Annotated in this window: 1 protein-coding gene; it reads right to left on the reverse strand. The window is 74.9% G+C overall.

Annotation, left to right across the window (positions count from 1 at the left end):
- Positions 1-37: 37 nt before the first annotated feature.
- On the reverse strand, positions 38-21,070 hold the full coding sequence (locus OG982_RS30740; RefSeq protein ID WP_266950246.1) for a type I polyketide synthase: 21,033 nt from the start codon (positions 21,068-21,070) through the stop codon (positions 38-40).
- Positions 21,071-21,158: the final 88 nt, after the last annotated feature.

Genomic DNA, 21,158 nt, shown 5'->3' on the forward strand with positions numbered 1-21,158 from the left:
GGGTGCCGGGCGGGGCGGGGTGCCCCGCCCGGCGTGCTCAGGCGCCGAGTTCGTCGTCGAGCAGGTCGAAGAGCTCGTCGTCGGTCACCGCGTCGAGGTCGTCGTCGGTGTCCTCGTCGGTGCCGGTGCGCCGTCCGGTGTCCTGGCCGGCGTTCCACTTGGCCATGAGGGCCTGGAGGCGCATCGTGATCCGCGAGCGGGTGACGCTGTCCGCGTCCGTCGCGTCCACCGCGCCCAACGCGCTTTCCAGCCGGTCGAGTTCACCGAAGACGGTGGGTCCGCCGGCGCCGAGGGGCAGGGCGGAGCGCAGGTATCCACTGAGCTGTTCGGGGGTCGGGTAGTCGAAGATGAGCGTGGCCGGGAGCCGGAGTCCGGTGGCAGCGCCGAGCCGGTTGCGCAGCTCGACGGCGGTCAGCGAGTCGAAGCCCAGCTCCTTGAACGCGCTGCCCGGTTCGATGGCGGCCGCGCCGTTGTGGCCCAGTACCTGGGCGACGTGGGTGCAGACCGTGTCGAGCAGCACCCGGTCCCGTTCGGCGGGCGGGAGTTGGGCCAGCCGATCGGCCAGCGTCCCCGGGGCGTCCGCGGAGGCGCCGCCGCTCGTCCTGCGTCGTACGGGTGTACGGAGCAGGCCGCGCAGCAGCGGGGCGACGGTGTCGCCCACCTGGGCCTGGAGGGCGGCGAGGTCGATCCGGGCGGGCACGAGCAGGCTCGCGCTCCCCGGCTCCCCGGCCTCGGCGACCGCGGCCGTCGACGCCCGCAGGGCAGCGTCGAAGAGGGCCAGCCCGTCGGCCTCCGACAGCGCGTTCATGCTGCCGCGGCCGAGGCGGCGCCGGTCCTGGTCGTCGAGGGTGGCGGCCATGCCGGCCTCGTCGTCCCACAGGCCCCACGCGAGCGAGAGGCCCGCCAGGCCCTGGGCCCGGCGGTGCTGGGCGAGCGCGTCGAGGAAGGTGTTGCCGGCCGCGTAGTTGGCCTGTCCGGCGTTGCCGAACACGCCGGCCGCCGAGGAGAACAGGACGAACGCCGCCAGGTCGAGGTGCCGGGTCAGCTCGTGCAGGTTCCATGCCGCGTCGGCCTTGGGCCGCAGCACCTTCGCGACCCGCTCGTGCGTGAGCGAGGTGACGGTGCCGTCGTCGAGCACACCGGCGGTGTGCACGACGGCCGTCAGCGGGTGTCCGGCCGGTACGGAGGCCAGCAGGGCGGCCAGCGCGTCCCGGTCGGCCGCGTCGCAGGCCGCCCAGGTGACCCGGGCACCCGACGCGACCAGCTGATCGGCGAGTTCGGTGGCGCCGTCCGCCGCCGCGCCCCGCCGGCTGGTGAGCAGCAGGTGACGTACGCCGTGCTCGGCGACGAGGTGCCGGGCGAACAGGCCGCCCAGGGTGCCGGTGGCCCCGGTGATCAGGACGGTGCCCTCGGGGTCGACGGCGCGGGTGGCGCCCTCGCCCTCGCCCTCGCCCTCGCCCTCGGCTGCGGCCGCGGGCGCGGGCGGGGTGAGGGCCGCGCGGGCCAGCCGGGGCGCCCGTACGGTCCCCCCGCGCAGGGCGAGCTGGGTCTCGTCGGTGGCGAGCGCGGCGGGCAGGGCCCCGTAGGAGGGGGCCTCGCCGTCGAGGTCGACCAGGACGAACCGGCCGGGGTGCTCGGCCTGCGCGGAGCGCACCAGGCCCCACACGGCGGCGTGCGCGAGGTCCGTGACGTCCTCGTCGGGGTCGGCGGCGACGGCCCCGCGGGTGACGACCGCGAGCCGGGAGGCCGCGAACCGCTCGTCCGCCAGCCACCCCTGGACGAGGTCCAGGGCGTGCGCGGTCGCGGCGTGCGCGGCCGAGGCCGCATCCGGTGCCGCGAGGTCGGGCGCCGGCGAGACGAGGACCGTCTCCGGTGCCGGCTCCCCCAGGGCCTCGGCCACGTCGAAGGCCTCGCCCAGGGCGTTCAGGTCCGGGTACGCCGATCCGCAGGCGTCGTCGAGGATCCCGGCCCGTTCCAGGCCGGCGCCGGTCTTGAGCGGGTCCGCGCCGAGCAGCGCCCAGCCGGCACCGGACTCCGGCGCGGCTTCGGGCAGCGTCAGGGCGGTCCAGTCGACCTGGAACAGCGCCTCGCGTACGGGTCCGGTACCGGAACCGGCGGCGGCAGCGATGCCGTCGGCGGCGAAGGGGCGCAGGACGAGCGAGTCGACGGTCAGGACCGGCTCCCCGCTCCCGTCCCACAGGGTCAGCGTCACCGCGTCCCGGCCCGCCGGTGCCATCCGTACGCGCAATCCGGCAGCGCCGGCGGCGTGCAGCCGCACGCCGTCCCAGGAGAACGGCAGCCGCGCGCCCTGCGGGCCCTCGGGGAAGAACTCCCCGAGGCCGACGGCGTGCAGGGCGGCGTCGAGGAGCGCGGGGTGGAGACCGTACGGGGCGGCTTCCGGGAGGCGGTCCTCGTCGAGGGTGACCTCGGCGAACACCTCGTCCCCGAGCCGGTAGGCCCGGCGGAGGTTGCGGAAGGCGGGGCCGTAGCCGAGTCCGATGCCGTCGAAGCCCGGGTACAGGTCGTCAACGGGGCAGGCGACGGCACCGGCCGGCGGCCACTCCCCCAGGGCCTCGATGCCGGTGTCCGTGGCCTCGGGGGCCAGGACGCCGTCGGCGTGACGGGTCCACGGCTCGTCGGGGGCGGTCTGCTCGGGGCGCGAGTAGACCTGGAAGGCCCGGCGCCCCTGCGCGTCCGGCTCGGCCACCGCGAGCCGCAGCTGCGTCCCGCCCGTCTCCGTCAGCACCAGGGGCGCTTCGAGGGTCAGCTCGTCCAGGCGCCCGCAGCCGGCGTGGTCGCCCGCACGGACGGCCAGTTCGACCAGCGCGGCGCCCGGCAGCAGGACGGTGCCCGCGACGCGGTGGTCGGCCAGCCAGAAGTGGGTGCGCAGGGAGAGCCGCCCGGTGAAGAGGAACCCGTCCGAGTCGGGCAGGTCGACCGCCGCGCCGAGGAGCGGATGCGCGGTCGGGCCGAGCCCGGCGGACGCGACGTCGCCACTGAGGGCGTGGGCGGGCGCCTCCAGCCAGTAGCGCTGGCGCTGGAAGGGGTACGTGGGCAGGTCGGCCCTGCGTGCGCCGGTGCCCGTGTAGTACGCGTCCCAGTCGACGGCGATGCCCCGCAGGTGCGCCTGGGCGAGGGCCGAACCGAGGGTGGCTTCCTCGGGGCGCTCCGCGCGCAGGACGGGGAGGAAGGCCGCACCGTCGCGGGTGAGGCAGTCCTGCGCGAGTGCGGAGAGGACGGCCTCGGGGCCGAGTTCGAGGTAGGTGGCGGCTCCCGCGTCCTCCAGGGCGCGGATGCCGTCGAGGAACCTGACGCCCTCGCGGACGTGCCGGACCCAGAAGTCGGCGGAACCCATCTCGTCGTCGGTGACGAGGGCGCCGGTCAGGTTGGACACGATCGGGATGCGGGGGCTCGCGTACGTCAGCCCCTCGACGACCTCGCGGAAGGCGTCGAGCATGCCGTCCATGTGGGGCGAGTGGAAGGCGTGGCTGACGGTCAGCCGCTTGGTCTTCCGGTCGGGGAACGACTCGGCGATCGCCGTCGCGGCGTCCTCGTCGCCCGCGACGACCACGGACTGCGGGCCGTTGACGGCCGCGATGCTGACGCGGTCGGTCAGCAGCGGCAGGACCTCGTCCTCCGACGCCTGCACGGCGATCATCACGCCGCCGGCGGGCAGCGCCTGCATCAGGCGGCCACGGGCCGCGACCAGGGCGCACGCGTCGTCCAGGGACAGCACCCCGGCGACGTGCGCGGCGGCTATCTCGCCGATGGAGTGGCCGGACAGGTAGTCCGGCTGCACGCCGTACGACTCCAGCAGACGGAACAGCGCCACCTCGACCGCGAACAGGGCCGGCTGCGCGTACTCCGTACGGTCGAGCAGGTCCGCTTCGTCTCCGAACAGGGCCTCCTTCAGCGGCAGTTCGAGGTCCAGTCGCTCGCCCACCGCGTCCAGGGCGGCGGCGAAGACCGGGTAGGTCTCGTACAGCTCACGCCCCATGCCCAGCCGCTGGCTGCCCTGTCCGGTGAACAGGAACGCCAGCTTGCCGACGGTCGGCGAGCCTTCCAGCAGGCCGGCCGCCCACTCGCCCTCGGCGAGCGCGGCGAGACCGGCCAGGAAGCCCTCGCGGTCCTCCGCGACCACGGCGGCGCGCCGGTCGAGGGCGGTCCTGCTCGTGGCCAGGGCGTGGCCGACGTCCACGAGGGACAGTTCGGGGTGCTCGACCACATGCGCCGCCAGGCGCGCGGCCTGGTCGCGCAGGGCCTGCGGGTCCTTCGCCGAGAGGAGCCACGGCAGGCTGCCCGGCACCCGGGCCGGCACGGTCCCCGCCTCGGGCTCCACCGGCTCGGGGGCCTGCTCGATGACGGCGTGGGCGTTGGTGCCGCTGAAGCCGAACGAGGAGACGGCGGCCCGGCGCGGGCGGCCCGTCCGCGGCCAGTCCGTGGCCGAGTCCAGAAGGCTCACGGCTCCCGCCGCCCAGTCGACGTGCGGGGTCGGCTGGTCCACGTACAGCGTCTTGGGCAGGACCCCGTGCCGCATCGCCATGACCATCTTGATGATCCCGGCGACACCGGCGGCGGCCTGCGTGTGGCCCATGTTGGACTTGATCGAGCCGAGGAGCAGCGGCCGGTCCGCCGGGCGGTCCTGCCCATAGGTGGCCAGGAGCGCCTGGGCCTCGATCGGGTCGCCGAGGGTCGTGCCCGTGCCGTGGGCCTCCACCGCGTCGACGTCGGCGGCGGACAGACCGGCGTTGGAGAGGGCCTGGCGGATGACGCGTTGCTGCGAGGGCCCGTTGGGGGCCGTCAGGCCGTTGCTCGCGCCGTCCTGGTTGATCGCCGTACCCCGGACCACGGCCAGCACCGGGTGCCCGTTGCGGCGGGCGTCGGAGAGGCGCTCCACCAGGAGCACCCCGGCGCCTTCGGACCAGCCCGTGCCGTCGGCGTCGGCGGAGAACGCCTTGCAGCGGCCGTCGGCCGCGAGGCCCCGCTGCCGGCTGAACTCCACGAAGGCCGCGGGAGTCGCCATCACGGTCACGCCGCCCGCCAGGGCGAGCGAGCATTCCCCGCTGCGCAGCGCCTGCACGGCGAGGTGCAGGGCCACCAGGGAGGAGGAGCAGGCGGTGTCGACGGTGACCGCCGGGCCCTCCAGGCCGAAGGTGTACGAGAGCCGGCCGGAGATCACGCTGGCCGCGTTGCCCGTGCCGAGGAAGCCCTCGACGCCTTCGGGCAGTGCCGCGAGCCGGGAGGCGTAGTCGTGGTACATGACGCCGGCGAAAACGCCGGTCCGGCTGCCGCGCAGGGTCCGCGGGTCGATGCCGGCCCGTTCGAACGCCTCCCAGGAGGTTTCCAGGAGCAGGCGCTGCTGCGGGTCCATGGCCACGGCTTCGCGCGGCGAGATCCCGAAGAACGCCGGGTCGAAGGCGGAGGCGTCGGAGAGGAAGCCGCCCTCGCGGGCATAGCTCGTGCCCTCGTGGCCGGGGTCGGTGTCGAAGAGGGCGTCGACGTCCCAGCCGCGGTCGTCGGGGAACCCGGAGATGACGTCCCGACCCTCCAGGACGAGCTGCCACAGGGCTTCCGGGCTCTCGACGCCACCGGGGTACCGGCAGCCCAGACCCACGATCGCGATCGGCTCGTCGTCGCGGACCGCGACGGCCACCGGTGCGGACGGCGCGGCCGGCACCGTTCCGAGCAGCTCGGCCCGCAGGTGGTCGGCCAGGACCGTGGAGGTCGGGTAGTCGAAGACGAGGGTGGCGGGCAGGCGCAGCCCGGTGGCGGCGCCGATCAGGTTGCGCAGCTCGACGGCGGTCAGGGAGTCGAAGCCCAGCTCGCGGAAGGAACGGTCGGCCTCGACCGCCTCGGGCCCGGCGTGGCCGAGCACCGCAGCGACCTGATTACGTACCAAGTCCAGTACGAAGAGCAGCTGTTCGGCGTCCGTCAGGCCGACGAGGCGTGCCGCCGGTCCGGATGCGTCGGGTGCGGTGGTGTCGGCGGCGCGGCGAGCGGGCGTGCGGACCAGGCCCGAGAGCAGCGGCGGGAGCATCCCGCTGCCGGCTTGGGCCCGGAGGGCGGCCAGGTCGAGCTTGACCGGCACGAGCAGCGGCTGCCCGGCGGCGCAGGCGGCGTCGAACAACGCCGTGCCTTCAACGGCGGTGAGGGCGTTGACACCGCCACGGCCGAGTCGGGACACGTCCTCGGCGTCCAGAGCACCACCCATGCCACCGACCTCGGCCCACAGACCCCAAGCCAGGGACGTGGCCGCCAGACCCTGGGCCCGACGGTGCGCGGCCAGGGCGTCCAGGAAGGTGTTGCCCGCCGCGTAGTTGGCCTGCCCCGCGCCACCGAACACACCGGCGGCAGACGAGAACAGCACGAACGCGGAGAGGTCCAGGTCCTGGGTGAGCTCGTGCAGGTTCCACGCCGCATCCACCTTCGGACGCAGCACCGCCGACAGACGCGCGGCCGTCAGCGAACCGACCACACCGTCATCAAGGACACCCGCCGTGTGCACGACCGCCGTCAGCGGGTGCTCCGCAGGAACGCCGGCGAGTACGGCGGCCAGCGCGTCCCGGTCGGCCACATCACACGCCGCCCACGACACCTCAGCGCCCAGACCGACAAGCTCGGCCGACAACTCCGCCGCCTCACCACGACGGCTCACCAGCAGCAGACGACGCACACCGTGCTCAGCGACCAGATGCCGGGCAAACAGCCCGCCCAGCGAACCACTCGCACCCGTCACCAACACCGTGCCATCGGCATCCCACTCGACGCCCGCACCAGCGGCGACCGCCGTACGCGCCAGCCTCGGCACCAGAACCGAACCACCCCGCACCGCGACCTCGGACTCACCCGAAGCCAATACGGCGGGCAGCGCGCGGTAGGAGGCATCGGTGCCGTCCGTGTCGGCCAGGACGATCCGCCCCGGATTCTCCGACTGCGCCGAACGCACCAGACCCCACACCGAAGCCCGCACCAGGTCGGACACGCCCTCACCCGGTACGGCTTCCACCGCACCCTGGGTCAGGAACACCAGACGCGCATCCGCGAAACGATCCTCGGCCAGCCACTCCTTCAGCAGCTCCAGCACCCGACCCGTCTCCGCGTGCACCGCACCCGCCACACCCTCCGGATCACTGACCCAGGACAGCGGCACGCACACCAGCGCCGGGTCCGCGAGCGTCGCGAGCCCACCGCTGTGCGCCTCGTAGCGCACACCCACCGCATCCAGACCGGCGTGAGCGTCCCCCAGCAGCGCCCAGGGACGCTGCTCCGACGCGGACACCGGGGCGAGCGGCACTGCCGCCCACCCGACCTGGAACAAAGACTCCAGACGACCGCCGCGCGCCGCCCCGATCTGCTCGGGCGAGACCGCCCGCAGCACGAGCGACTCGACCGAGGCCACCGGTGCGCCCGCCAGGTCGGCGAGCTCCAGCGCGACCGCGTCGCGGCCGGCCGGGGCCAGGCGGACCCGTACCGCGGAGGCGCCGGCCGCGTGCAGCCGGACACCGCTCCAGGCGAACGGGAGCCGTCCCTGGCCGGTCTTCTCGACGAGCGCGCCGAGACCGGCCGCGTGGAGGGTCGCGTCCAGGAGCGCCGGGTGGAGACCGAACCAGTCGGCCGCTTCCGCGGTCGCCTCGTCCAGGCTCACCTCCGCGTACACCGCGTCGCCGTGGAGCCAGGCCGAGCGCAGGCCCTGGAAGGCGGGGCCGTAGTCGAATCCGGCCGCGGCGAGGCCTTCGTAGAGGCCGTCGATGTCCACCGGTTCGGCTCCGGTCGGCGGCCAGACCGTGAGGTCGGCTGCCGGGGTCGAGGCGTCGCCGGTGGTGAGGACGCCGGCGGCGTGCCGCGTCCACGGCTCGTCGGCGGGGCTGTCCTCGTCACGGGAGTACAGCGACAGGGCACGTCGGCCGGATTCGTCGGCTCCGGCGACGGACAGCCGCAGCTGGACTCCGCCGCGCTCGGGCAGGACGAGCGGGGCCTCCAGGGTCAGCTCCTCCAGGACGTCGCAGCCGACCTGGTCGCCGGCTCGGACGGCCAGTTCCACGAAGGCCGTGCCCGGCAGGAGCACCGAGCCGAGCACCGCGTGGTCCGCGAGCCAGGGGTGGGTGGTCGACGAGAGCCGGCCGGTGAAGAGGAACCCGTCCGAGTCGGGCAGTTCGACGGCCGCGCCGAGCAGCGGGTGGTCCGTCGTGCCGAGGCCGAAGCCTGCGGCGTCGCCCGGCGTGTTCTGTGCGGTGGGTGCCGAGTCGAGCCAGTACCAGTCGCGCTGGAAGGCGTACGTGGGCAGCTCGACCTGGCGTGCGGCGGTCGGGGCGAAGTACGCCTCCCAGTCCAGCGTCGCACCGTGGGTGTGGGCGAGGGCGAGGGCGTTGCTCAGGGTCTCGGACTCGGGCCGACCGGTGCGGAGGGCGGGCGCGAAGCGGGCCCCGTCCGCGGTCAGGCAGTCCTGGGCCATGGCGGAGAGGATGCCGTCGGGGCCGAGTTCGAGGTACGTCGTGGCTCCGGCGGCTTCCAGGGCGCGGATGCCGTCGAGGAAGCGGACCGCCTCGCGGACATGGCGGACCCAGAAGTCTGCCGATGCCATCTCGTCCGAGACGAGCGCGCCGGTGAGGTTGGAGACGACCGGGATGCGCGGGGCGCCGTACGACAGTTCCTCGGCGACCTTGCGGAAGTCGGCGAGCATGCCGTCCATGTGCGGCGAGTGGAAGGCGTGGCTGACGGTCAGCCGCTTGGACTTGCGGTCCGGGAAGGCCTCGGCGATCGCGACCGCCGCGTCCTCGTCACCCGCGACGACGACCGACCGGGGACCGTTGACCGCCGCGATGCTCACGCGCTCGGTCAGCAGCGGCAGCACCTCGTCCTCGGACGCCTGGAGCGCGATCATCACACCACCGGCCGGGAGCGCCTGCATCAGACGGCCACGAGCCGCGACCAGCGTGCACGCGTCCTCCAGCGAGAACACACCCGCGACATGCGCGGCGGCAATCTCGCCGATGGAGTGACCGGACAGGAAGTCCGGCTTCACACCCCACGACTCCAGCAGCCGGAACAACGCCACCTCGACCGCGAACAACGCCGGCTGGGTGAACTCCGTACGGTCCAGAACCGCGGAGTCCGAGCCGAACAGCACGTCCTTCAGGGGCAGTTCCAGCTGCCCGCACACCGCGTCCAGCGCGGCGGCGAACACCGGGTACGCCTCGTACAGCTCACGCCCCATGCCCAGCCGCTGGCTGCCCTGCCCCGTGAACAGGAACGCAAGCTTCCCGGTTCCGGCAGCGCCCACCGTGCCCCGCGTCACGGCAGCGTTGGCCAGGTCGTTCTTCCCCAGCGCCTCCAGCCCGCGCAGCAGTTCCTCGCGGTCGCCGGCCACGACCACCGCACGGTGGTCGAAGGCGGCGCGCCGGGTCGCCAGTGAGTAGGCCACGTCGGTGGCCCGCAGCTCGGCCGGCTCCCCCAGGTGCGTCCGCAGGCGGGCCGCCTGGCCGCGCAGCGCGTCCGCCGACCTGGCGGACAGCACGTACGGCAGCACCGGCACGCCATCGCCGTCGGCGGCGGTCACAGCCGCCTCCTCCGGAGCCTGCTCGATGATGGTGTGGGCGTTGGTGCCGCTGATGCCGAACGACGACACACCGGCCCGGCGCGGGCGGCCCGTCTCCGGCCACGGCGTGTTCTCGGTGAGCAGCGTGACGGCGCCGTCCTCCCAGTCCACGTGTGGGGTCGGCTCGTCCACGTGCAGCGTCTTGGGCAGGACCCCGTGCCGCATCGCCATGATCATCTTGATGATGCCCGCGACACCGGCGGCGGCCTGCGTGTGGCCCATGTTGGACTTGATCGAGCCCAGCCACAGCGGCTCGTCCGCCGCACGCTCCCGGCCGTACGTCGCCAGCAGCGCCTGTGCCTCGATCGGGTCGCCCAGGGTCGTACCCGTGCCGTGCGCCTCGACCACGTCGATCTGCTCGCTGGTCAGTCCGCCGGAGGCCAGGGCCTGGCGGATGACGCGCTGCTGGGACGGACCGTTCGGGGCAGTCAGGCCGTTGGAGGCGCCGTCCTGGTTGATCGCGGAGCCCCGGACCACGGCCAGTACCGGGTGGCCGTTGCGGCGGGCGTCCGACAGCCGCTCGACGAGCAGCATGCCCGCGCCCTCGGCCCAGCTGGTGCCGTCGGCGGCCGCGGCGAAGGACTTGATGCGGCCGTCGGCGGCCAGCCCGCGCTGGCGGCTGAACTCGGTGAAGGTGCCCGGCGTCGACATGACGGTGACGCCGCCGGCCAGTGCCATGGTGCATTCGCCGCCCCGCAGCGCCTGGATCGCCCAGTGCAGGGCGACGAGGGAGGAGGAGCAGGCCGTGTCGACGGTGACCGCAGGGCCTTCCAGGCCGAAGGCGTACGAGACGCGGCCCGAGGCGATGCTGCCGGAGTTGCCGGTGCCGAGGTACCCCTCGACGCCGTCGGGCACGGAGGTGATCCGGGTGGCGTAGTCGTGGTACATGATGCCCGCGAAGACGCCGGTGCGGCTGCCCCGCATGGTGGCCGGGTCGATGCCGGCCCGCTCGAACGCCTCCCACGAGGTCTCCAGCAGCAGTCGCTGCTGCGGGTCCATGGCCACGGCCTCGCGCGGCGAGATCCCGAAGAACGCCGGGTCGAACCGGCCCGCGTCGTGGAGGAAGCCGCCGGAGCGGGTGTAGCTGGTGCCCTTGCCGTCCGGGTCCGGGTCGTAGAGGGACTCCAGGTCCCAGCCGCGGCCCTGCGGGAACTCCGAGATGGCGTCGGTGCCACCCACCACCAGGCGCCACAGGTCCTCGGGGGTTTCGACCCCGCCGGGGTAGCGGCAGCTCATGCCGACGATCGCGATGGGGTCGTCGTGGAGCGCGGCGCCGAGGGACGCGGGCACGGCGGTGGCCGCGGCGGCCGTCTCCTCGTCCGGGGTCAGGGACAGGCCCAGGACCTCGGTCCGCAGGTACGCCGCGAGCGCGCTCGGCGTGGGGTAGTCGAAGACGAGCGTGGCGGGCAGCCGTTCGCCGATGGCGGCGCCGAGGCGGTTGCGCAGCTCGACCGAGGTCAGGGAGTCGAAGCCGAGCTCCTTGAACGCCCGGTCGGCCGGCACCTCGTCGGTCGAGGCGTGGCCGAGTACGGCGGCCACCTCGGCCCGGACCGTCTCCAGCAGGGCCGCCTCCCGCTCTTCGGCGGGCAGCGCGGACAGCCGCGTACGGAGCGCGGCCCCGTCGGCCGTGGCACCCTGGCCGACCGCCCGGCGTGCCGGTACGCGGACCAGGCCGCGCAGCAGGTCGGGAACCATGCCGGTGCGTGCCTGGGCGCGGAGGGCGGCCAGGTCGAGCGGGAGGGGTACGAGCAGCGGGTCGTCCGTGCGGCGGGCCGCGTCGAAGAGGGCGAGGCCGGTCTCCGGCGCGAGGACGCCGATGCCGCCGCGGTTGATGCGGTCGCGGTCGCCGTCGGCCAGGTCACCGCCCATGCCGCCGACCCCGGTCCACAGGCCCCAGGCGAGGGAGGTGGCGGCCAGACCCTGGGCCCGGCGGTGGGCGGCCAGGGCGTCCAGGAAGGTGTTGCCCGCCGCGTAGTTGGCCTGGCCGGCGCCACCGAAGACACCAGCGGCCGAGGAGAACAGCACGAACGCGGAGAGGTCCAGGTCCTGGGTGAGCTCGTGCAGGTTCCACGCCGCATCGACCTTCGGCCGGAGTACGGCCGACAGACGCTCGGCGGTCAGCGAACCGACCACACCGTCGTCAAGGACACCGGCCGTGTGCACGACCGCCGTCAGCGGGTGCTCCGCAGGAACGCCGGCGAGTACCGCGGCCAGCGCTTCACGGTCGGCCACATCACACGCCGCCCACGACACCTCAGCGCCCAGACCGACGAGCTCGGCCGACAACTCCGCCGCCTCACCACGACGGCTCACCAGCAGCAGACGCCGAACACCGTGCTCGGCGACCAGATGCCGGGCAAACAGCCCGCCCAGCGAACCACTCGCACCCGTCACCAACACCGTGCCATCGGCATCCCACTCGACGCCCGCACCAGCGGCGACCGCCGTACGCGCCAGCCTCGGCACCAGAACCGCGCCACCCCGCACCGCGACCTCGGACTCGCCCGAGGCCAGCGCGGCCGACAGCCCGGCCTCGACGTCACCCTCGGCGTCGATGTCGACCAGGACGAGACGGCCCGGGTTCTCCGACTGCGCCGAGCGCACCAGACCCCACACCGGCGCGTGCGCCAGGTCGGACACGTCCTCACCCGGTACGGCGGCCACCGCGCCCCGGGTCAGGAACACCAGACGCGATTGCGCCGACCGCTCGTCGGCCAGCCAGTCGTTCAGCAGACCCAGCACCCGGGCCGTCCCGGCGTGCACCGCGCCGACGACATCGCCGCCGGTCGGCTCCACGCACGGCACCACCAGCGCCGCCGGAGTCCCGTCCTCCTCACCCCACATCAGCCAGTCGTCGAAGGAGCCGCCACCGGCCGCCTCCGCCCACTCCACACGGAACAGGGCGTCACGGGTCAGGTCCGGCGTGGTGTCGAGCTGGTCCCGGCTGACGGATCGCAGGGCCAGGCCGGCGACCGAGGCCACCGGGGCCCCCGTGGTGTCGGCGATGGTGAGGGCGACCTCGCCGTTGCGGGCGGTGGTCAGGCGCACCCGGAGCGCCGAGGCGCCGACCGCGTGCAGGGAGACACCGGACCAGGAGAACGGGAGCCGTCCTTCGCCGCCGGCGGCGTCCGCGGTGCGCAGTCCGAGCGCGTGCAGGGACGCGTCGAGGAGGGCGGGGTGCAGGCCGAACCGTGCGGCGTCGTCGTCGGCCGCCTCGGGGAGCGCGACCTCGGCGTAGTAGGTGTCGTCTTGGCGCCAGGCGGCCCGCAGGCCCTGGAACACCGGGCCGTACCCGAATCCGGATTCCGCGAGGCCCTCGTACAGGCCCTCCACGGGGACGGCCTCCGCTCCGGCCGGCGGCCACTCGGTGAGGCTCTGCGGGGCCTGGTCGGCCCCGGTGGCGAGCACACCGACGGCGTGCCGCGTCCACGGCGCATCCGGATCCACGCCCTCGGGACGGGAGTGGAGGGTGAGGCTGCGGCGCCGGCCCGACGCGTCGGCCGCTCCGACGGAGAGCCTCAGCTGTACGCCGCCGTGCTCGGGCAGCACGAGGGGGGCTTCCAGGGTGAGTTCGTCGACCAGGTCGCAGCCGACGTGCTCGCCGGCCCGGAGCGCGAGCTCGACGAAGGCCGTGCCGGGCAGGAGGGCGGAGTCCATGACCCGGTGGTCCCCGAGCCAGGGGTGGGTGGTCAGCGACAGCCGTCCGGTGAAGAGGTGGCCGTCGGAGTCGGGCAGTTGGACCTCGGCGCCGAGCAGCGGGTGGTCGGCGGTGCCGAGCCCGGCCGCCGCGACGTCGCCGTCCGCGCGGCCGGCGTCGAGCCAGTAGACGCTGCGCTGGAAGGCGTACGTCGGCAGGTCGACGCGCCGGACCCCGAGCGGGGCGTAGAACGCGGGCCAGTCGACGGCGGTGCCGCGCACGTACGCGGTGGAAAGCGCCGAGAGCAGGGTCTCGGGCTCGTCGCGTCCCGCGCGCAGGGCGGGGGCGAAGGCCGCGGAGCCGCTGTCGTCGGTCAGGCAGGTCTGTGCCATCGCGGAGAGCACGCCGTCGGGGCCGAGTTCGAGGTACGTCGTGACTCCGGCGGCCTCCAGGGCGCGGACGCCGTCCAGGAAGCGGACCGCCTCGCGGACGTGGCGGACCCAGAAGTCGGCCGAGCCCATCTCGTCGGTGATCAGCGCGCCGGTCAGGTTGGAGACGACCGGGATCCGGGGGCTCGCGTACGCCAGCCCCTCCGCCACCTGGCGGAAGGCGTCGAGCATGCCGTCCATGTGGGGCGAGTGGAAAGCGTGGCTGACGGTCAGCCGCTTGGCCTTCCGGTCGGCGAACGACTCGGCGACCGCGGCCGCCGCGTCTTCGTCACCGGCGATGACCACCGAGCGCGGGCCGTTGACGGCCGCGATGCTGACGCGGTCGGTCAGCATCGGCAGGACCTCGTCCTCCGACGCCTCCACCGCGATCATGACCCCACCCGCGGGCAGCGCCTGCATCAGGCGGCCGCGCGCCGCGACCAGCGTGCACGCGTCCTCCAGCGAGAACACACCCGCAACATGCGCGGCGGCGATCTCACCGATCGAGTGACCCGACAGGAAGTCCGGCTTCACACCCCACGACTCGACGAGGCGGAACAACGCCACCTCGACCGCGAACAACGCCGGCTGCGTGAACTCCGTACGGTCCAGAACAGCGGCATCGGAACCGAACAGGACGTCCTTCAGCGGCAGTTCGAGGCCAAGCCGCTCGGACACCGCGTCGAGCGCGGCCGCGAAGGCCGGGTAGGTCTCGTAGAGCTCGCGTCCCATGCCCAGCCGCTGGCTGCCCTGCCCCGTGAAGAGGAGGGCGAGCTTTCCGCCCGCCGTCGGCGCGCCCTGGACCAGGCCCGCCGCCGAGCGGCCCTCGGCGAGGGCGGCCAGGCCGGTGCGGAAGCCGTCGAGGTCGGCGGCGACCACGGTCGCGCGGTGGTCGAACACGGCCCGGCCGGTCGCCAGCGAGTGGCCGATGTCGGCCGGCGCCGTCTGCGGGTGTGCCTCCAGGTGGGACAGGAGCCGCTCGCCCTGGGCCCGCAGGGCCTCGGGGGTGCGGGCGGTCAGGTGCCACGGGAGCGCCGCCGGTGCGACCGGGACGGCGGGGGCGGCCGGGGTGGCGGGGCTCTCCGGGAGTTCGACGATGGCGTGCGCGTTCGTACCGCTCATGCCGAAGGAGGAGATGCCGGCGCGGCGCGGGCGGCCGGTCTCGGGCCAAGCCCGCTGTTCGGTGAGCAGCGAGACCGCGCCCGCCGACCAGTCCACGTGCGGGGACGGCTCGTCCACGTGCAGGGTCTGCGGCAGGACGCCGTGGCGCATCGCCTGGACCATCTTGATGATGCCGGCGACGCCCGCCGCGGCCTGGGTGTGGCCGAAGTTGGACTTGACGGAGCCCAGCCACAGCGGCCGGTCCGCGGGGCGGTCCTGGCCGTAGGTGGCGAGCAGGGCCTGCGCCTCGATGGGGTCGCCGAGCCGGGTGCCGGTGCCGTGGGCCTCGACGGCGTCGACGTCGGCGGAGGCGAGGCCCGCGTTGGCGAGGGCCTGGCGGATGACGCGCTGCTGGGACGGACCGTTCGGGGCGGTCAGACCGTTGGAGGCGCCGTCCTGGTTGACGGCGGTGCCGCGTACGACCGCGAGGACCTGGTGGCCGTTGCGGCGGGCGTCGGAGAGCCGCTCGACGAGCAGCATGCCGACGCCCTCGCCCCACGCGGTGCCGTCGGCGGCGGCCGCGAACGGCTTGCAGCGGCCGTCGGCGGCGAGGCCGCGCTGGCGGCTGAACTCCGTGAAGACGTCGGGGGTGGTGATGATGGTGACGCCGCCCGCCAGGGCGAGGGAGCACTCGCCGGCCCGCAGGGCCTGCGCCGCGAGGTGCAGGGCGACCAGCGAGGAGGAGCACGCGGTGTCGACGGTGACGGCCGGGCCCTCGAAGCCGAAGGTGTAGGAGACGCGGCCGGAGGCGATGCTGCTGGAGCCGCCGGTGCCGAGGTAGCCCTCGACGCCTTCGGGGACGGTGTTCAGGCGGGACACGTAGTCGTTGTGCATCTGGCCGACGAACACGCCGACCTGTCCGCCGCGCAGGCCCGTCGGGTCGATCCCGGCGCGCTCGAAGGCCTCCCAGGAGGTCTCCAGCAGCAGCCGCTGCTGCGGGTCCATGGCGAGGGCCTCGCGCGGGTTGATCCCGAAGAACGCCGGGTCGAAGTGGGGGGCGTCGTAGAAGAAGCCGCCTTCGCTGGCGTACGAGGTGCCGGGGTTGTCCGGGTCGGGGTCGTAGAGCGCCTCGGTGTCCCAGCCTCGGTCCGCGGGGAGGTGGGCGATGCCGTCGCGGCCCTCGGCGAGCAGCTCCCACAGGTCCTCGGGGCTGCGGACGCCGCCGGGGAAGCGGCAGCTCATGGCGACGATGGCGATGGGGTCGTCGGCCTCGGCGGCGGCCGACCGGACCGTGAGGGCGGCGGCAGCGGCCTCGGAGCCGAGGAGTTCGTCCTTGAGGTAGCCGGCGAGCACCGTGGGGGTGGGGTAGTCGAAGACGAGGGTGGCGGGCAGCCGGACCCCGGCGGCGGCGCCGAGGCGGTTGCGGAACTCGACGGCGGTCAGCGAGTCGAAGCCGAGGTCCTTGAAGGCGCGGCCGGGTTCGACGGCGTCGGGGGTGGCGTGGCCGAGGACGGCGGCCACCTGGTCGCGTACGAGGTCGAGCAGGAGCGCGTCGCGCTCGTTCTCGGGAAGGCGTACGAGCTGCTCCACCAGCGGGGTTCCGGTCCCGGCCGCGGTGGCCTGGGCGGCCCGGCGGGCGGGGGCGCGCACGAGGCCGCGCAGCAGCGCGGGCACCATGCTCGCGTCGGCCTGGCGCAGCGGCGCGAGGTCGAGCTGCATGGGGACGAGGTGGGCGTCGCCGGTGTGGTGGGCGGTGTCGAGGAGGGCGAGACCCTCTTCGGAGGAGAGGCCGAGGACGCCGGAGCGCGTCATGCGGTCCTTGTCGGCGGTGTCGAGCTCGCCGGTCATGCCGCTGGCCTCGGCCCACAGGCCCCAGCCGAGGGAGGTGCCGGGCAGGCCGTGGGCCTGGCGGTGGCGGGCGAGGGCGTCGAGGAAGACGTTCGCGGCCGCGTAGTTGGCCTGGCCGGCGCCGCCGAAGGTGCCGGCGGCGGAGGAGAAGAGGACGAAGTCGGCCAGGTCGTGGTGGCGGGTCAGCTCGTGCAGGTGGAGCGCGGCGTCGGCCTTGGGCCGCAGGACGTGGTCGATCCGTTCCGGGGTGAGGGCCTCGGCGATGCCGTCGTCGAGGACGCCGGCGGTGTGGACGACGGCGGTCAGCGGGTGTTCGGCCGGTACGGAGGCCAGCAGCGCGGCGAGGGCCTCGCGGTCGGCGGCGTCGCAGGCGGCGACGGTGACGTCGGCGCCGAGGGCGCGCAGCTCCGCGGCGAGTTCGGCGGCGCCGGCGGCGGCCTCGCCGCGGCGGCTGGTCAGGACGAGGCGGCGGGCGCCCCTGACGGTGACGGCGTGCCGGGCGACGAGTGCGCCGAGGGTGCCGGTGCCGCCGGTGATGAGGACGGTGCCGTCAGGGTTCCAGTCGGCGGGCACGGTGAGCACGATCTTGCCGACGTGGCGTGCCTGGCTGAGGTAGCGGAAGGCCTCGGGGGCCTGGCGCAGGTCCCATGCGGAGACGGGCAGGGGGCGCAGGGAGCCGGCCCGGAAGAGGGCGAGGAGCTCGGTGAGCATCTCCTGGATGCGGTCGAGGCCGGCCTCGGTGAGGTCGAACGCCTGGTAGCTGACGCCGGGGTGGGCGGCGGCGACGTCCCGGGGGTCGCGGACGTCGGTCTTGCCCATCTCGACGAAGCGTCCGCCGCGCGGCAGGAGCCGCAGGGAGGCGTCGACGAATTCGCGGGCGAGGGAGTCGAGGACGACGTCGACGCCGCGTCCGGCGGTGGCGGTGCGGAAGGTCTCCTCGAAGTCGAGGGTGCGGGAGGAGGCGATCCGGTCGTCGGTCAGGCCGAGTCCGCGCAGGGTGTCCCACTTGGCGGGGCTGGCGGTGGCGTAGACGTCGGCGCCCCAGTGGCGGGCCAGCTGGACGGCGGCCATGCCGACGCCGCCGGCGGCGGCGTGGACGAGGAGGGTTTCGCCCTCGCGCAGGCCGCCGAGGTCGTTGAGTGCGTAGTACGCCGTCATGAAGACGATCGGCACGGCGGCGGCCTCGGCGAAGGTCCAGCCCTCGGGCATCGGGGCGATCATGCGGCGGTCGACGACGGCCAGCGGGCCGAAGGCGCCGGGCAGCATGCCCATGACGCGGTCGCCGGGGGCGAGGTCGGTGACGCCGGGGCCGGTCTCGACGACGGTGCCGGCGCCTTCGCTGCCCATCAGGCCGGGGTCGCCGGGGTACATGCCGAGGGCGTTGAGCACGTCGCGGAAGTTGAGGCCGGCGGCGCGGACGGCGACGCGGACCTGGCCGGGCTCCAGGGGCGCCTCGGACTCGGGGCTGGGGACCAGGGTGAGGTGGTCGAGGGTGCCCTTGTCCTGGATGTCCATGCGCCAGGCGGACTCGCCCGGGGGCGGGGTCAGCGGCGTGGTCGCGGGGACGCGGGCGAGGCGGGGCGCGTGGACGGTGCCGCGGCGGATCGCGAGCTGCGGTTCGCCGGTGGCGAGGGCGGCGGCCAGTGCCTCGGCCAGTGTTTCGGCCAGTGTTTCGGCGGGGGTGGCGGCGTCGAGGTCGGCCAGGACGAAGCGGTCGGGGTTCTCCGACTGCGCGGAGCGGACCAGGCCCCAGACGGGGGCGTGGACCGGGTCGGCGAGGTCCCAGTCGCCCGGGGTGGCGACGGCGCCGCGGGTGACGAACACCAGGCGGGACGCGGCGAACCGGTCGTCGCCGAGCCAGCCCTGGACCAGGGCGAGTGCCCGGTGCGTGGCGGCACGGACGGCGTCCGGGGTGAGCGCCCCCGCCGGGGCGGACGGGCAGGGGGCGAGGACGTAGGCGGGAGCCGGGGCGCCGGCGTCGAGGGCCGCGCCGAGGGCGACGAGGTCGGCGTGGACCGGCCCGGGCAGCGCGGCACTTCCGGAGCCGGTGCCGGAGCCGGAGTCGGCGGCACCGGCAGCGGCAGCGGCAGCGGCAGCGGCAGCGACGGTGCCGGAGCCGGAACCGGAGTCGGAACCGGAGTCGGCGGCAGCGGCAGCGGCAGAGCCGGAGTCGGCGCCCGAGCCGGAGTCAGTGCCTGAGGCCGAGCCAGCGGCGGAGCCCGGGGCGGAGTCAGTGCCTGAGGCCGAGCCGGCGGCGGAGCCCGGGGCGATGACGGCCCAGGGGGCCGCGGGGGCGCCGGCGGGGGCGGGCGGGAGCGGGACGGTGGCCCACTCGATCCGGAACAGCGACTCGTGGTAGGCGGCGCGGGAGGCGCCGGCCAGCCGGTCGGCGGAGACGGGCCGGACGATCAGGTGGTCGACGGTGGCGACGGGCGCGCCGGTCGTGTCGGCCAGCTGGAGGGAGAGGGAGTCGGCGCCGTCCGCGGTGAGGCGGACGCGCAGCGCGGACGCCCCGACGGCGTGCAGGGACACCCCGCGCCAGGAGAACGGCAGTCCGGCCTGCCGGTCGCCGTCGGAGGAGACGAACGTGGCGTGCAGGGCGGCGTCGAGGAGCGCCGGGTGCAGGCCGAAGCGGGTGGCCTCGGTGTGCCGGTCGTCGGGCAGGGCCACCTCGGCGTAGACGTCGTCGCCGAGGGTCCAGGCGGCGCGCAGGCCCTGGAAGACGGGCCCGTAGGCGAAGCCGCCCTGGCCGAGGTGCTCGTACAGGCCGTCGACGGTGACGGCCTCGGCGCCGGGCGGGGGCCAGGCGGTGAGGTCGAAGGCGGGGCGCGGCGCGCCGGTGGCGAGGACGCCCGCGGCGTGCCGGGTCCAGGGCTCGTCGTCGGCGGCGTCGGGGTCGCCGGAGTACAGGTCGAGGGTCCGTCGGCCGTCCTGGTCGGGTGCGCTGACCACGATCTGGAGGCGTACCGCGGCGTGCGGGGCGAGGACCAGCGGGGCTTCGAGGGTGAGTTCCTCGAGGACGTCGCAGCCGGCCTGGTCGCCTGCGCGGACGGCGAGTTCGACGAAGGCGGTGCCGGGCAGCAGGACCGTACCCATGACGGCGTGGTCGGCGAGCCAGGGGTGGGTGTCGAGGGAGAGGCGGCCGGTGAACAGGAAGCCCTCGCCGTCGGCGAGCGGGACGGCGGCGCCGAGCAGCGGGTGGTGGGCGGCGCCCAGGCCCGCCGATTCGACGTCCCCGATGAATCCGGCGGGGGCTTCGAGCCAGAACCGGCGGCGCTGGAAGGCGTACGTGGGCAGGTCGACGCGGCGGGCGCCGGTCGCGGCGAAGTACGCGGGCCAGTCGAGGGGGACGGCGCGGGTGTGGACGGCGGCCATCGCGGCGGTGAGCGCCTCGGCCTCGCCGCGGTCGCGGCGCAGGGCGGGGACGAACACGGCGTCGGTGGCGTCGTCGGTGTCGGTGAGGCAGTCGCGTCCGAGGCCGGACAGGACGCCCTGCGGGCCGAGTTCGAGGTACGTGGTGACGTGCTCGGCGTCCAGGGTGCGGATGCCGTCGAGGAAGCGGACGGCCTCGCGGACGTGGGAGACCCAGTGCTCGGGGGTGCGCAGTTCGTCGCCCGCCACGGCTCCGGTGAGGTGGGTGACGACGGGGATGACGGGCGCGTGGTAGGTGAGGGAGGCGGCGACGTCGCGGAAGGCGTCGAGCATGCCGTCCATCAGCGGGGAGTGGAAGGCGTGGCTGACGGTGAGCCGCTTGGTCCGGCGGCCGCGCCGCTCGAACTCGGCGGCGATCTCCAGCGCGAGGGTCTCCTCGCCTGAGACGACGACGGCGGAGGCGGAGTTGACGGCGGCGATGCCGATCCGGTCCTCGTGGCCGGCGAGCAGCGGCCGGACCTCGTCCTCGGTGGCGGTCAGCGCGATCATGGCGCCGCCCTGGGGCAGTGCTTCCATGAGGCGGCCGCGGGCGGCGACGAGGGCGGCCGCGTCGGGCAGCGAGAGGACGCCCGCGACGTGCGCGGCGGTGATCTCGCCTATGGAGTGGCCGGCGACGAAGTCGGGGTGCACGCCCCAGGACGCGACGAGGCGGTAGAGCGCGGTCTCCAGCGCGAACAGGGCGGGCTGGGTGTGGCCGGTCCGGTTCAGGAGGTCGCCGTCCTCGGCGAACAGGATGTCCTTGAGGGGCTGTTCGAGGTGCGGGTCCAGGGCGGCGCACACCTCGTCGAGGGCGGCGGCGAAGGCGGGGTGGGCGGCGTACAGTTCGCGGCCCATGCCGGGGCGCTGGCTGCCCTGTCCGGTGAAGAGGACGGCGAGCCGGCCGTCGGCGGCGTCGTGCCGCACGAGCCGGGCGCTGTCGCGGCCCTCGGCGAGGGCGGCGAGTCCGGTGAGGAGTCCGTCACGGTCGCCGGCGACGACGACGGCCCTGCGGTCCAGGGCGGTACGGGTGGTGGCCAGGGAGAACGCCACGTCGGCCGGGTCCGCCTCGGGGTGCAGCGCGAGGTGGTCGGCGAGCCGGGCGGCCTGGGCGCGCAGCGCGTCGGGGGTCCGGCCGGAG

Origin of the sequence: Streptomyces sp. NBC_01551, from assembly GCF_026339935.1 — a bacterium.
GTDB lineage: Bacteria > Actinomycetota > Actinomycetes > Streptomycetales > Streptomycetaceae > Streptomyces.